Origin of the sequence: Nonomuraea thailandensis (assembly GCF_024172165.1) — a bacterium.
Classification (GTDB): Bacteria; Actinomycetota; Actinomycetes; order Streptosporangiales; family Streptosporangiaceae; genus Nonomuraea; species Nonomuraea thailandensis.
In genome coordinates, this window is sequence record NZ_JAMZEB010000002.1 from 8,859,239 (window position 1) to 8,872,805 (window position 13,567).

The 13,567-nt window shown below is 71.4% G+C and carries 14 protein-coding genes; 4 read left to right on the forward strand and 10 right to left on the reverse strand.

Going from position 1 to position 13,567, the window contains the following annotated elements:
* Positions 1 to 2: 2 nt before the first annotated feature.
* The 9 genes from HD597_RS44430 to HD597_RS44470 all read right to left on the reverse strand — a co-directional run bounded on the left by HD597_RS44430 (position 3) and on the right by HD597_RS44470 (position 6,093).
* Positions 3 to 1,277 (reverse strand): hypothetical protein, encoded by a 1,275-nt coding sequence (locus HD597_RS44430; RefSeq protein ID WP_253752033.1) that lies wholly within the window; start codon positions 1,275 to 1,277, stop codon positions 3 to 5.
* A 17-nt stretch (positions 1,278 to 1,294) separates the two neighbouring features.
* Positions 1,295 to 1,759: a hypothetical protein gene (locus HD597_RS44435; RefSeq protein WP_253752036.1), complete on the reverse strand. Its 465-nt coding sequence runs from the start codon at positions 1,757 to 1,759 to the stop codon at positions 1,295 to 1,297.
* A 10-nt stretch (positions 1,760 to 1,769) separates the two neighbouring features.
* The gene (locus tag HD597_RS44440; protein ID WP_253752039.1) at positions 1,770 to 3,191 is read right to left on the reverse strand and encodes a WXG100 family type VII secretion target; all 1,422 of its coding nucleotides are present in this window, start codon (positions 3,189 to 3,191) and stop codon (positions 1,770 to 1,772) included.
* 12 nt (positions 3,192 to 3,203) lie between these two features.
* Positions 3,204 to 3,614 carry a hypothetical protein gene (locus HD597_RS44445; RefSeq protein WP_253752042.1) on the reverse strand — a complete coding sequence of 137 codons (411 nt, stop codon included), beginning with the start codon at positions 3,612 to 3,614 and terminating at the stop codon, positions 3,204 to 3,206.
* A 70-nt stretch (positions 3,615 to 3,684) separates the two neighbouring features.
* Complete coding sequence (locus HD597_RS44450) at positions 3,685 to 3,999, reverse strand: WXG100 family type VII secretion target (RefSeq protein WP_253752044.1); 315 nt, start codon at positions 3,997 to 3,999, stop codon at positions 3,685 to 3,687.
* 11 nt (positions 4,000 to 4,010) lie between these two features.
* Entirely contained in the window at positions 4,011 to 4,334 is a 324-nt protein-coding gene (locus HD597_RS44455; RefSeq protein WP_253752048.1) for a WXG100 family type VII secretion target, read from the reverse strand.
* A gap of 127 nt (positions 4,335 to 4,461) precedes the next feature.
* Complete coding sequence (locus HD597_RS44460; protein ID WP_253752051.1) at positions 4,462 to 4,905, reverse strand: YbaB/EbfC family nucleoid-associated protein; 444 nt, start codon at positions 4,903 to 4,905, stop codon at positions 4,462 to 4,464.
* Between the two features lie 28 nt (positions 4,906 to 4,933).
* Entirely contained in the window at positions 4,934 to 5,782 is an 849-nt protein-coding gene (locus tag HD597_RS44465; protein ID WP_253752054.1) for a WXG100 family type VII secretion target, read from the reverse strand.
* On the reverse strand, positions 5,779 to 6,093 hold the full coding sequence (locus HD597_RS44470) for a hypothetical protein (protein WP_253752058.1): 315 nt from the start codon (positions 6,091 to 6,093) through the stop codon (positions 5,779 to 5,781). The genes HD597_RS44465 and HD597_RS44470 overlap by 4 nt, the downstream gene beginning before the upstream one ends.
* Positions 6,094 to 6,217: 124 nt before the next feature.
* Here HD597_RS44470 and HD597_RS44475 point away from each other — a divergent pair, with 124 nt between their 5' ends.
* On the forward strand, positions 6,218 to 6,649 hold the full coding sequence (locus HD597_RS44475) for a YbaB/EbfC family nucleoid-associated protein (protein ID WP_253752061.1): 432 nt from the start codon (positions 6,218 to 6,220) through the stop codon (positions 6,647 to 6,649).
* 9 nt (positions 6,650 to 6,658) lie between these two features.
* On the opposite strand, the gene eccD is transcribed toward HD597_RS44475, so the two are convergent.
* On the reverse strand, positions 6,659 to 8,092 hold the full coding sequence (eccD, locus tag HD597_RS44480; RefSeq protein WP_253752064.1) for a type VII secretion integral membrane protein EccD: 1,434 nt from the start codon (positions 8,090 to 8,092) through the stop codon (positions 6,659 to 6,661).
* Between the two features lie 102 nt (positions 8,093 to 8,194).
* Here eccD and eccCa point away from each other — a divergent pair, with 102 nt between their 5' ends.
* Genes eccCa through HD597_RS44495 form a run of 3 tightly spaced genes read left to right on the forward strand, consistent with a single transcriptional unit; the run spans position 8,195 to position 13,546 of the window.
* On the forward strand, positions 8,195 to 12,178 hold the full coding sequence (gene eccCa, locus HD597_RS44485) for a type VII secretion protein EccCa (RefSeq protein WP_253752066.1): 3,984 nt from the start codon (positions 8,195 to 8,197) through the stop codon (positions 12,176 to 12,178).
* 7 nt (positions 12,179 to 12,185) lie between these two features.
* Positions 12,186 to 12,470, forward strand: coding sequence for a hypothetical protein (locus HD597_RS44490; protein ID WP_253752069.1), 285 nt, complete (start codon positions 12,186 to 12,188; stop codon positions 12,468 to 12,470).
* The gene (locus HD597_RS44495; protein WP_253752072.1) at positions 12,467 to 13,546 is read left to right on the forward strand and encodes a WXG100 family type VII secretion target; all 1,080 of its coding nucleotides are present in this window, start codon (positions 12,467 to 12,469) and stop codon (positions 13,544 to 13,546) included. The genes HD597_RS44490 and HD597_RS44495 overlap by 4 nt, the downstream gene beginning before the upstream one ends.
* Positions 13,547 to 13,567 lie beyond the last annotated feature (21 nt).

Consider the following 13,567-nt stretch of genomic DNA (forward strand, 5'->3'; position numbering starts at 1 on the left):
GCTCAGACCAGCGTCGATGGGGTGGTGCCTTCGGGCCCACCCCATACGTCGTCGTCCTCGTAGAGGTTCGAGGTGTTCTCTCCCGCCGGGTCCTCCTCCTTGCCGCGGGAGGAGAGAGGGGCGTGCATCATCGGCATGCCCATGCCGCCGAGCCCCATCCGGCCGGCCGCGGAGGCGTTGGCCGCCGCGTTCGCCGCGGGGTTGCTCATCGCCGTGTTGCTCGGGTTGCCGGTGCTGGACATCCCCGGGCCGTTGCCCGTGTAGGTGGTGGCGGTGCTGGGGCCGTTGGGCGTCCCCACCTGCGAGGGGTCGAAATTCGCCAGGTTCGTGGAGCTGTAGTCGCGGGGTGAGCCGGCCGTGGGCGTGGCGGGCGCGGAAGGAGCGGACGGCGCGTTCGGCGTGGTGCCGAGGGTGCTGCCGGCGAGCGCGTTCGGGTCGCCGCCGCCGTAGGCGTCGCGGTCGCCCAGATCGCCGGGGCCTGCGGCGCCGTTCGTGTCCGCGCCGGGGTTCAGCCCGTTGTTGCCGTAGCTGCCGGGGTACTGCCCGGGAGGGTAGGAGGAGCCGTCCACGGACGGGCCGCCGGGGACGGAGCCGGGGTTGAACGAGGCGTTCTGGTACGGAGGGACGTCGCCCGTGCTCATCGGGCCGACCTGCGGCCCGCGCAGCCCCGAGTTGTTGAAGTCCGGCATCTCCGGATCGACGACGATCGGCAGCGCCTGCTGCACCTCCACCGGCATGTCGGCGTAGTGCTGCGCGATCCGCTCGTTGACCTCCCGCAGGTGCTGGGTGGCCCGGTCGCTGCTGCGCTTGATGCCGTAGAACGGGATCTGGTCGGCCCAGTCGATGTCGTTGTCGGAGCGGGAGTCACGGCCCCTGCCCTCGACCACGTTCGCCTGCGCCCACTGCAGCGTGTCGCCGTACGGCTTCAGCGACCTGCCCATCGCGCCGAGCTTGCCCGCCAGCTCGACCACGCTGGCGTGCAGGCTGCGGAGCTGGAGCTGCGTCTGGTACGCCGCCGGGCCCTTGTAGTGCTCGGCCAGCTCGGCGGCCTTCGTCTTGAGGTCCGCGGCGAACTCGTTCAGCAGCGGCTCGGCGGCCTGGTAGTACAACCCCGCGAGCTGGACCGCGGCCGGGTCCGTCGCGTCGATCATGTCCCGGATCTCACCGATCGTGTCCCGGAACATGCTCTCCATGAACCCGGCCTCGTGCACCGACGTGTCGATCGGCTGGTCGCCGTAGCGGAGAGTGAAGCTCTGTGTCTCGGGCTGGTCAGCCATGGCGCTCTTCTTTCGTCTCAGGCCTGACGCGAGGTGGCTTCCTCGGTCGCCTGCTCGGCGGTCTCCGAGGTCCGTGCGATCTCCAGCACGGCGTCGAAGGACTCCTCCGCCTGCTTGTTCAGGCCGGTGTAGAGGCCGCCGGTGGTGCCGGGCTCGCCGATCAGCATCGAGTAGGCGCTGAAGGCGGCCGTCGCGTACTGCATGGCGGCCGGCCACTGGCCCATCTGCTCCTGGTTGAGCGCGCAGTACGCCTGGAGGTCCGGCAGGGAGCCGGCCCCCGGCGGGAGCTGCGGCCCCGGCACCGGGTCGCCGGGCGCGACGGCGTACTCCGTCACCGGGATGCCGGAGGAGGTGGTGAGCTTCTTGAGCAGCTCGTGCAGCTCACCTGCGACGCGCCGCACCTCGGGGCGGTTGGTGAACGGGTCCTCGCCCTCGTCGTCGTCCGACGCGCCCGGCCAGTTCGGGTCGAGCTGGATGGCCATGCCGCCTCCTTCAGTTGCGGATCACCGGCGAGATGGTGCTCTCCGTCGCCGAGTGCCAGTCGTCGCGTTCGCCCGCCAGGTTCGTCCGGTTCTCCTGCTGCTCCTGCTCGCCGGCGGGCGCGCCGCCGCCGCCCATCGGCATGAAGGGGTAGCCCATGCCGCCTCCGCCCGCCCTGGCCGCCGCCGCGGCGCCGGGGGCGCCCGGCTGGGTGTACGAGCCGGGTCCGCCGATCACGGCGGGGGCGGCGCTGCCCGTGGGCGTGACGTAGCCGGTCTGCGGCGTCGTGACGACCGGGGTGTGCGTCGCCGTCGGCGTGGTGGGCGACGGCTGCGTGCCCGCCGTCTCGGTGGCCCGGGGGTCCTGGGTCTCGGGCCCGGCCTGCGTGGTGCGTTCCGGGTCCGTGGTGTTGCTGTCGAGCACGGACGGCGTGGTGCCGTCGGTGCCGTCGCTCTGGTTGCCCGGCGCCGGGGAGCCCTGGTCCCCGGGCGTGCCGGGGTTGCCGGAGGAGCCCGGGGTGTCGGAGGAGCCCAGGCCGTCGCCGCCCGGTGTCTCGGCGCCCGGCCGGTCTCCGGGGGTCGTGCCCGAGCCCGTGCCGGGGCTCGAACCGGAGCCGGACGATCCGTCCGACCCGCTGGAGCCGTTCGACCCGCTGGAGCCCGTGGAGCCCGACGAGCCGGTGGAGCCGCTGGAGCCGCCCCAGCCGGAGGATCCGCCGGATGACCCGCCGCGGCTCTGGGAGTCGGCGAAGTCGTAGGGCGTGCCCTGGTCGATCACCGGCAGGTCCCGGCCGCCGTCGTCCGTGACCGGCGTGACCGTCGGCAGGTCGATGGTCACGCTGCCGGGCAGCTTGAAGTCGTACAGGTCGACGATGTGCCGGTCGAGCTTCTCCATCGCCCGCCTGGCGGCCTCGTCGTCCACCTCGGACGCCTGCGGGGTGGGCCCGGGCGTGGGCTGGTACGTGCTCTGCGAGTCGATCGTCGGCGACGTGGTGGGCTCGGCACCGGCGGAGGGCGTCGGCGAAGGACCGGGCGAGGGTGCGGGCTCGGCGTCGGACCGCTGGCCCGAGGCCGCCCGCACCTCCTGGATGGCCGTCGGCAGGTAGTCGCGCCCGTACAGGGTGAGCGCCTCGGACATCTTGGTCATCGCGTCGGCCAGCTCGGTGCCGCTGGCGTGCAGCATCTGCAGCGCGCGCTGCGTCTTCGCGGCCGCCTCCGAGCGCCAGGCGTCGTTGAGCGCGACGCCGATGTCGGGCAGCGCGTCGGCCACCGCCTTGATGGCCCCGGCCACCCGGCCGTAGGTCATGCCGCGGTCGTGCACCTCCAGCGGGGAGGTGCCGTCCAGCCACCGCTGGATCTCCTCGCGGGAGGCGGTGACCGCGCCGGCGTTCGGCCGCCTGGAGGGGTCGCGGATGTCGACGGTCCGCTCAGCCACTGACTCTCACCTTCAGCCTTCGCCCCTGACGGGGTTGGTGCGCTCGTAGACCGCGGCGCTGTCCCTGATCGCCCGCACGACGCGCTGGCAGCACTCGACGTACTCCTGGTACAGGGTCGCCAGGCGCTGCCCGCGGCCTTCCAGGGACACCTGGCCGCCCGGGTCGGCCCCGGTGGTGCCCACGCTGTGCGCGAGCGCGGCGGCGGCGGGCCAGCTCCCGATGTGCTGCTGGGTCAGGTCGAAGTATCTGGTGAGGGCCTCCACCGCGCCCGTGCCACCGTCCTTCGTGCCCCCGGGGCCCTGCGTGGGCACCAGGGCGATCTCCAGCTCGTCGGCGACGGCGCGCATCTTGTCGACCTTGTAGAACAGGTCGGCGTCGGTGTCGTCCAGCCCTCGCCACGGTGCGGGGTCGAGCTCCCCCATGATCCTCTCTCCTCACGCGTTCGGCCACCGCGGGCGGTGGCCGAAGAAAGAACGACGGCGGAGTGACGGCTCAGCCGTCGTACCACATCGCCTTGTTGCGGGCCTCCGCGGCCTGGTAGTTCTGGTTGGCGATCTGGACGGCGCCGCGCAGCTCGACGAGGTTCGTGCTCATGGTGGCGGCGGTCTTGTCCCACTTGTCCTTGTACCGCATGAACTCGGCCTTGGCGCCCTCGACGTCGCCGTCCCAGTTCTCCTGGAGCTGCTGCAGCAGCTTGGCCACCAGGTCGTCGAGGGCCTGGTCGAAGGCCTTGACGATGTCCTCGTAGTCCTTGGCGGCCAAGTCCATGTTCTTGAAGTTGACCTTGGTGAAATCCATGTCCGGCATGTCGATCCCCCCTACTTGACCTGAGCGTTGATGAGCGACTCGACCTTGCCGACACCGGCCTGCACGTCGTCGTCGGTCATGCTGTAGGTGATCGCGTTGGCGCCCATCTTCTCCGCGATGCCCTCAAGGTCCTGCCGGACGGCCCGCATCTGGTTGTCCCAGCTCTCCATGATCGTGCGGAACCGGTTGGCCGCCGGGCCGAGCCAGTCGGCGTTGAGCAGACCGTTGGAGGTGGTTTCCGTCGCGACGCGCAGACCCTCGATGAACTGGGCGGTGTCAGTGACGTGTCCCGCCGCCAGGTTGATCTGGGAGCTTGACGCCCCAAAATAGCTCACTTGCTACCTCCGTGGTGTGCAATTTCGGTCGCTTATCCATATAAGCACCATTTGCCTCTTGAGTAACAGGCGTCCCTATGGCGAAGATGTAACAGGATCTCGACAGGGGAGCAAACCCGCTGGTAAATCAGAGGTCCAGGTCTCGGCGGATGCGGTCCAGCTCGCCCATGACGTTCTCGAACGCCCGGTCGTAGTTGGCCTCCGCCTGCCTGATCGGCTTGAGCAGGGCCTCCGGATCGTTCATGAGGCGCGACGGCGTGGCGGCCGCCCCGAACATCTCGGCCATGAGGTCCTCGGTCGCGCGCTGCAGATCCGTCGTCGCCGCGTTCACGGCTTCCCTGATCTTCTCCGACAGCTCCACGGCCGCCAGGCGCATGGCCTTGGGGTGGATGTCCAGGGTGCGGATGCCCTCCTGGGCGTACTCGACGACGACCATGCCGTCGGCGTCCTCACCCTTGCCGACCAGCAGCGGCATCCGCTTCTGCAGTTCCTCGGACTTGGCGAGCTGCTCGTCGACGCCGCGCAACAGACGTTCGACGTCGATGTTGGCGAAGTCCCCGAAATCCGTCACGAGTCACATCTTGCCCCAAGAGCCACGTTCACGGCGTGGTTGTGCTCACATCCGGCGCGATCCAGTCGAAATTCTGCGAACCGGCCGGAAGCCGTCCAGGGGCGGGCGGCTCCTTGAAGGAGGGGTAGTTGCTCACGTCGAGGCGGGCCCGCTGGAAGTCGATGGCGGCCACGCCCGTCGGCGCCACGTAGCCGAACTGGCGCTCCTTCTTGGCCATGGTCGTCAGCGTGTCGCCGCCCTTGGAGAGCAGCGCCCCCATCACGCCGGTGCCGATCGTCACCGCCGTGAGGACCTTGGCGCCGGTGAGCTGCTCCAGGAGCATCCCGAGAGCCCGCGTCTGCGGGGTGGGGAACAGCTTCAGCCACAGGGCCCTGACGAGCGCGGCGACGGCCGCCGCGCCCAGCACCGAGATCGCCACCCAGTACGCGCGGAACGCGGCGGCGATCTCGTCGAGCACCTTGCCGATGTCGTCGAACATCTTGCGCAGGGCGCCGATCTCGCCGTGGAAGCGCGCGTGCACGCGCGCGTACTCCTGCTGGTCGCCCGCGATCCAGCCGGTCTCGGAGGTCTTGAGGATCTGCGGCATGAGGTTCTTGACCCCGTCGTCGAGCCGGGCGCTCATGCCGACGCTCCAGATCGTGCCGGCCCGCGCGATCTCCCCCTCGTCCGCGTTGACGGTGGCGGCGACCATGACGGCGGGGACGACCCAGGCGGAGATCCGGCCGGCGGCCCGCAGTGAGGCCAGCCCTCTGGAGGCGGAGCTCTCGGCGCCGGCGGCCGAGAGGGAGCCGAGCTTCCCGCTCTCCGGGTTGAGGGGGATCAGTGGCGACGACCCCCGCGACACCGGGGAGAGGGCGTTCAGGTACGGGTCGCTCATGCGCGGTATCCGACCATGTTCGCGTTCTCGGCGGCGGTCCAGTTGCGCTCGCAGTGAGTCATGGCCGTCACCCAGCTCTCCAGGGTCTCCATGGCCTCGCCCATGATCTGGTCGCACCGGACCTGGACGTCCTTGTAGGTGCCGCCGATGATCTGGTCGCCGAACGTCCCGAAGCCGTTGCCCTGCACGTCGGCGGCCGGGATCATGCCGCGGACGAAGCCGACCATGTCGTCCTTCAGCTCCCGGTCGATGCGCCCGCGCGTCTTGCGGATGGTGCTCGAGGTGATGTGGATCTCGCGTGTGGTTCCCACAGAGCTGAATTCTTGCGGTGGTTTGCACCCGTTTCATCACTCATTGCGGGATTTTTCTGATCACTTCAGCGGCTGGTTACGCGGTACTCCCCAACTGTTAACCCGGACCGGGTGGCGTGCTCGCATGAGCTCCCGCGACTTCAACCCCGACGACCTCGACGGCCTCCTGCGTGACAGCGAGCGCTCGCTGCGCGAGCTGACGAGCATGATCGGCGAGCTGCAGAGCATCTCCGGCGCGGGAGAGAGCCGCAGCGGCGCGGTCACCGCGACCGTGGACGCCAACGGCCGGCTCGACCAGCTCAAGCTGGCCCCCAGGGCGAGCCGCATGGAGCTGGACGAGCTGACCGAGGAGATCGTCCAGGCCGTACGCGCCGCCCAGGACGACCAGACCCGCAGGACCATGGCGCTCATCCCCGTCTCCCCGCAGCTCGGCAACGTCTCGCTGGAGGAGATCCAGCACCGGTTCGACGAGATCCAGGACTCCTTCACCCGGGACATGCACGAGCGGATGGCCGATCTGGAGGCCATCCGCCGCCGCTCGCTCGCCGACGACTGAGAACCCGGGTCAGCCGCCGAGCCCGCGCACCCAGGCGTACACGTCCAGCACGCCCAGCGCCAGCGGCACCAGCGCCACGATCAGCAGCCACTCCACGATGTCGGCCGCCCGGCCCCAGAACGGCGAGAGCCGCCCGTCGGGCAGCCAGACCCCCATGCCGACCACGATCATCGCGGTCCACAGCAGCCCCAGCAGGACCCCGACGGCGGCCAGCCCGCCCACCACGACGCCGATCTCCACGCCCACCGCGGCCAGCCCGCCGAACCCGACGAGCATCAGCCACATCCGCTGCCCGACGCCCTGGAACACCCGCGCCCGCATGAGCTGCGCCAGCGCGAGCACCACGGACATGATGGCGGCGATCCACGTGCCCTCGGCCAGGAGCAGGGCGTGCGCCCCGAGCCCGACCAGGCAGATCGCGACGATCAGGCCGGTCGCGTACCGCTGCGCCGCGCCCGTGCGCTGGAGCACGGAGGCGCTGTCGAGGTTCTGGTTGTCGCCGCGCAGCTCCTCCGCGTTGGTGGGCATGGTCGGCAGCGGCACCCTGGCCAGGCGGAACGACAGCACGGGGACCAGCGGCCCGAACGCCATCACGACGGCCGCGGCGACCGCCGCCACCCCGCCGGGGGACGCTCCCGTCACCATCACCACGGCCGCGCACACCGCGCCCACCATGGAGGCGATGGCCGTGCCGAGGAAGCCGGGCACGCCGCCGGCGATCGCGGTGCCGCCGAGGGTCGCCACCAGGGCGGTGCAGGCCAGCGCGCCGAGCACCTGCGGCGATCCCAGGGCCCCCAGGCCGCCCCCCGCGGCCGGAGCCAGCAGCCCGGCCAGGAACGCGTACGGCAGCGCCGCGTGGCCGATCACCGCGCCCGCGCCCGCGTGGCCGACCGCCCTGGACAGCGCCACGCCGACCCCGACGAGCACCAGCGCCAGCGCGCCCGCCACGATCGCGGTGACCAGCGGCGTCAGCCCGCCGAGCGCCAGCGCCACCACCCCGGCCAGCAGCAGCCCGCAGGCGGCCCCGCCGCCCATCGCGCGCGTGTGCCTGGCCTCCCAGCTCCCCCTGCCCTCGCGCACGCCGGTGGCGACCACGTCGGCCACGTCGTCGAACCTGGCGGGCGGCAGCGCCACCTGGCGCGGCCTCAGGTAGAGGATCTCGCCGTCGAGCACGCCGAGCTGGGACAGGCTCTGCCCGAGGTCGAACGGCGGCCCGCCGATCCGCTGCAACGTCCAGCCGGGGGCCGCGGCCGTCTCGCCACCCAGCTCGCCCATGGCCCGCAGCAGGCCGGGCAGCACGTGCGGCAGCGGGATGTCGGCGGGCAGCGCCAGGTCGGCCTTCCTGCGCGGCCCCACCACCGTGACATGGCAGAGCGGCGGGAGCGGCGCGGGCATCTGGTGCAGTCCGTGCGGCGAAGGCGGGATCTCGGCCAGCGAAGTCACATGGCCAACATAGCGAGGAAGAGTTAACTCATACCCCAACTCGGACGTAAGGCACATCTGGTAAGAAGGTTCTTCCGAGCATCAGAAGGGGCCTTTCCAAGGGTGAGCATCGTCGTCGTACGGCGTCCCGAGCGCCGTCCCAGCCCGAAGCCGCCGCGTGGCGAGATCCTCCTGGAGTCGCCCCCGGAGATCCCCGAGGTCCAGTCACAGGGCATGATGGCGGCCCTCACGTGGCTGCCGATGGTGGCCGGAGCGGCGGCCATGGGCCTGATGTTCACCGCCAACGGCACCAACGCCAACCCCATCATGTACGTGGCCAGCGGCCTGTTCGCCTTCTCCATGGTCGGCATGACGCTCGGCCAGATCGGCCGCCAGGCGGGCGAGCGCAAGCAGCGGCTCAACGGCGCCCGCCGCGACTACTTCCGCTACCTGGCCCAGATCCGCAAGCGCGTCCGCAAGGCCGCCGTCCAGCAGCGCGAGGCGCTGGAGTGGAGCGGCCCGGCCCCCGACACGCTGTGGTGGACCGCGATGGGCCCGCGCCTGTGGGAGCGCCGCCCCCGCGACGAGGACTTCAGCACCGTACGCCTGGGCACCGGCACCCAGAAGCTGGCCATCCAGCTCATCCCGCCGGACTCCAAGCCCGTCGAGGACCTGGACGCCCTGACCGCGGGCGCGCTGCGCAGGTTCATCCGCACGCACTCCACGGTCTCCCAGCTCCCGGTGGCCGTGGCGCTGCACTCCTTCGCCCGGATCAAGCTGGACGGCGACCCGGCCATGGTCCGCGACCTGGTGCGGGCGATGGTGGCGCAGATGGTGACGTTCCACTCGCCGGACGACATGCGGATCATGGTCTGCGCCGGCCGGGAGCGGATGGGCCACTGGGAGTGGGTCAAGTGGCTGCCGCACGCCCTGCACCCGGAGGAGAACGACGGCGCCGGCCAGGTCAGGCTCATGGCCGAGAACCTGGCCCAGCTCGACCGGCTGGTGGGCGGCGAGCTGAAGGAGCGGGCCCGGTTCAGGCCGGGGGCCTCGCCGGACGCGCTGCCGTACCACGTGCTCATCCTGGACCACGGGCACGTGCCGCAGGACTCGCAGCTCGGCGCGGACGCCATCGACGGCGTCACCGTGATCGACCTGTCGAACTCCTCCGGCACGGTCGAGGAGCGCAGCACGCTGCGCCTGCGCATCAACCAGACCGGCTTCCACATGGTCAAGATCGACCACGCGGGCAAGGAGAGCACGAACCGGCTCGGCGACCCCGACGCGCTCGACTACATCAGGGCCGAGGGGCTGGCCCGCCAGCTCGCGCCGCTGCGCGCCTCCACCGCCAAGGGCGGCGAGTCCCAGGACGTGCTGGCCACCAACACCACGCTGACCGACCTGCTCGGCGTCGGCGACCCCACCCGGCTGGACCCCGGCCAGACGTGGCGGCCCAGGGCCGGCCGCAACCGGCTGCGCGTCCCGATCGGCCTCGGCAGCGACGGGCGGCTCGTCGAGCTGGACATCAAGGAGTCCGCGCAGGGCGGCATGGGCCCGCACGGCCTGGTCATCGGGGCCACCGGCTCCGGCAAGTCGGAGCTGCTGCGCACGCTCGTGCTCGGCCTGGCCGTCACGCACTCCTCCGAGATCCTCAACTTCGTGCTCGTCGACTTCAAGGGCGGCGCCACGTTCCTCGGCCTGGACGGCCTCTCGCACGTCTCCGCGGTCATCACCAACCTGGAGGACGAGCTGCCGCTGGTCGACCGCATGCACGACGCGCTGCACGGCGAGATGGTGCGCAGGCAGGAGCTGCTGCGCGCGGCCGGCAACTACGCCTCGCTGCGCGACTACGAGCGCGCCCGCGAGCAGGGGGCCGCGCTGCAGCCGATGCCCACGCTGTTCGTGGTCCTCGACGAGTTCAGCGAGCTGCTGTCGGCCAAGCCCGAGTTCATCGACCTGTTCGTGATGATCGGGCGGCTCGGCCGGTCGCTGGGCGTGCACCTGCTGCTCGCCTCCCAGCGGCTGGAGGAGGGCCGGCTGCGCGGGCTCGACACGCACCTGTCGTACCGGATCGGCCTGCGGACGTTCTCGGCCATGGAGAGCCGGGTCGTGCTGGGCGTGGCCGACGCGTACGAGCTGCCGTCCGCGCCCGGCAACGGCTACCTGAAGTTCGACACGACCGGGATGACCCGGTTCAAGGCCGCGTACGTCTCGGGCCCGTTCACGCCCGTCTCCGGGCACGTGGCCACCGCCGACGGCACGGTGCCGATCAGGGAGGTCGTCCCGTACGGCCCCGACTTCGTGCCCGTGCCGCTCGTCGAGGAGCCGGTGGAGGCCGCTCCCCAGGAGGAGAGCAGGTCGCAGCAGAGCCTGCTCGACGTCGTCGTGGGCCGGCTGGTCGACAAGGGGCCGCCCGCGCACCGCATCTGGCTGCCGCCGCTGGCCGAGCCGCCGACGCTGGCGCAGTTGCTGCCACCGCTGTCGATCACGCCCGAGCTGGGGCTGTCGACGCCCGGCTGGCCGGGGCGCGGGCGGATGCAGGCCGTCGTCGGGATCATCGACCGGCCGTTCGAGCAGCGGCGGGACCCGTACTGGCTGGACCTGTCGGGCGCGGCGGGGCACGTCGGCGTGGCCGGCGGGCCGCAGAGCGGCAAGAGCACGGTGCTGCGCACGCTGATCGCCAGCATGGCGCTCACGCACACGCCGGCCGAGGTGCAGTTCTACTGCCTGGACTTCGGCGGCGGCGCCCTGTCGGGGATCGAGGGGCTGCCGCACGTCGGCGGCGTGGCCAGCAGGCTGGACGCCGACCGAGTCCGCCGTACGGTCGCCGAGATCGCCGGCGTGCTGCAGCAGCGCGAGCGGCTGTTCACCGAGCAGGGCGTGGACTCCGCGGCGACCTACCGCAGGCGGATCGCCGACGGCTCGCTCAAGGGCGACGGCTGGGGCGACATCTTCCTCGTGGTGGACGGCTGGCTGACGATCAGGCAGGAGTTCGACGCGCTGGAGCCGGTCATCACCGACCTGGCGGCGCGCGGGCTCGGCTACGGCATCCACGTGGTGGCGGCCACGAACAAGTGGTCGGAGTTCCGGCCCGGCATCAGGGACCTGTTCGGCACCAGGGTCGAGCTCAAGCTGGGCGACGCGTACGAGTCAGAGATCAACAGGAAGAAGTCGCTCGCCGTGCCGGAGGGCGTGCCCGGGCGCGGCCTGACCAGGGACGGCCTGCACTTCCTCAGCGCGCTGCCGCGCATCGATGGCGTCCAGGACGCCGAGGACCTGACGACCGGTGTCCAGGGGCTCGTCACGGCCGTGCGGGACTCCTGGCAGGGCCCTCCGGCCAAGAGCGTGCGCCTGCTGCCCTCGGTGCTGCCGGCCGCGTCTCTGCCGGGGCCCGAGGAGAGCGGCAGCCGGAGCAGGATCGCGATCGGCGTGGACGAGGCCACGCTCTCCCCCGTGTTCCTCGACTTCGACACCGACCCGCACTTCGTCGTGCTGGGCGACAACGAGAGCGGCAAATCCAACCTGCTCAAGGTGATCGCGGAGAACGTCGCGGCCAGGTACGAGCCGCGCGAGGCGATGATGATCTTCATCGACTACCGGCGCTCCCTGCTGGACACGGCCGTGGGCGACAACCGCATCGGCTACGCCGCCTCCGCCAAGGCGGCGCTCGACCTGATCCAGGATGCCCGCAACGCGCTGCTCAAGCGCCTGCCTCCGGCCGACCTCACCCCCGAGCAGCTACGCGCCCGCGACTGGTGGCAGGGCTCCGACCTCTACATCGTGGTCGACGACTACGACCTGGTCTCCGGCTCGAACAACCCGCTGATGGCCCTGGCCGACCTGCTGCCCCAGGCCCGCGACATCGGCCTGCACCTGGTCCTGTCGCGGGCGATGGGCGGCTCGGGGCGGGCCATGTTCGAGCCGCTGATCCAGCGGCTCAAGGACATGGCCAGCCCGGCCGTCATCCTGTCCGGGACCAAGGACGAAGGTTTCCTGTTCGGCAACGTCCGCGCCCAGCCGCTGCCGCCGGGCCGCGGATTCCTGGTGGACAGGAAGATCGGCGCGCGGCTGACCCAGACGGCGCTCTGGCCGCCATCGGAGGAATGAAAGGATCATGGCAGGTCTCGACATCCACTACGACGCGCTCGACGACTGCCGCACCGCGGCCAGGACGCTGATGGGCCAGTTCGGCGGCCTGGCCGACGACTACCCGGCGGCCCGGCCCGACTCGACGATCTTCGGCCGGGTGGGCGGCGCGTCGGCGCTGGCCGATGCCGTACGCGACGTGGAGACCACCTGCGACAGCGAGTTCGGCAAGGTCAAGAGCCTGCTGGAGAGCGTCGAACGGGCGCTCGACCTGGTGCAGAGCAACGTACGGAGGGCGAACGACCCGTCATGAGCGCCCGTGAAGGCATCCGCGAGCTGCCCGACGGCCCGACGCTCGCCGACCTGGCCGACGAGGTCAGCGGCAGCCCGTCGTCGATCCGCGACATCGCCGCCCGCTGGCGCGCCGCCGCGACCCGGGTGAGCACCGGCACGGGCACGCTGGGCGGCGCCGTCTCGACCGTGGACCTGGCGTGGGAGGGCGAGTCGGCCGACGCCTTCGTCGGCTACATGTCGAAGTACGGCAAGGCCGGGCAGGACCTGCACGACGCGCTGGTCGCCTGTGCGGAGAAGCTGGAGCAGGCCGCCGACACCCTGGAGTCGTCCCGCCGCGTCGTGGACGGCATCTGCGACCGGCTGCTCACCCGGGTGGGCACGTACAAGCAGAACAACCCGGACGCCGAGCAGGAGGAGCTCGACGAGCAGATCGGCCGGTGGGTCAACGCCGAGATCACCGTCGCGCGCCCGACGGTCCAGGAGGCCAGGGACGCCGTCAACGACGCCAAGGATGCGCTCGGCACCCTGATGAGCGAGCGGGACACCACGTTCCGGCAGATCGGGCCGGCCGGGGAGGAGAAGTTCACCCCGGACTCCGGGCACCGCTTCGACTGGCGGCGCACGGAGAGCTACACCGCGCAGACCGCCGCGGGCGGCCCTGGCGGCAGTCCCGTCATCGGCGGCGGGCCCGGCGGGTACGGCCCCAGCGGCCTGCCGCCGGCCGGCGGCGGCCCCGCCCCGACGGGACAGGTCAAGGAGTGGATCGAGCAGGCCATCGCCATCCTGCGGGAGCACGGCTACCCGGCCGACAAGATGAACCCCAGCGACATCTGGATGGTCATCCAGCACGAGTCCGGCGGCAACCCGAACGCGATCAACCTGTGGGACTCCAACGCCGCCGCAGGGCACCCCTCCAAGGGGCTGATGCAGACCATCGACCCGACGTTCGACGCCTACTCACTCGGCGGGAGCATCTACGACCCGGTGTCCAACATCGTGGCCGGCGTGCGCTACGCGATCGAACGCTACGGCAGCATCTCCGCCGTGCCCGGAGTCGTGGGCATGAAGACCGGGGCCGGCTACAGCGGCTACTGACCCGTCCCGCGCCGTGACGCC

Bases quoted from the DNA above. Each gene is read 5' to 3' on its own strand.
- HD597_RS44435 (WP_253752036.1), bottom strand. From the start codon at position 1,759: ATGGCCATCCAGCTCGACCCGAACTGGCCGGGCGCGTCGGACGACGAC.
- HD597_RS44430 (WP_253752033.1), bottom strand. From the start codon at position 1,277: ATGGCTGACCAGCCCGAGACACAGAGCTTCACTCTCCGCTACGGCGAC.
- HD597_RS44450 (WP_253752044.1), bottom strand. From the start codon at position 3,999: ATGCCGGACATGGATTTCACCAAGGTCAACTTCAAGAACATGGACTTG.
- HD597_RS44445 (WP_253752042.1), bottom strand. From the start codon at position 3,614: ATGGGGGAGCTCGACCCCGCACCGTGGCGAGGGCTGGACGACACCGAC.
- HD597_RS44495 (WP_253752072.1), top strand. From the start codon at position 12,467: ATGAGCGCCCGTGAAGGCATCCGCGAGCTGCCCGACGGCCCGACGCTC.
- HD597_RS44490 (WP_253752069.1), top strand. From the start codon at position 12,186: ATGGCAGGTCTCGACATCCACTACGACGCGCTCGACGACTGCCGCACC.
- HD597_RS44465 (WP_253752054.1), bottom strand. From the start codon at position 5,782: ATGAGCGACCCGTACCTGAACGCCCTCTCCCCGGTGTCGCGGGGGTCG.
- HD597_RS44475 (WP_253752061.1), top strand. From the start codon at position 6,218: ATGAGCTCCCGCGACTTCAACCCCGACGACCTCGACGGCCTCCTGCGT.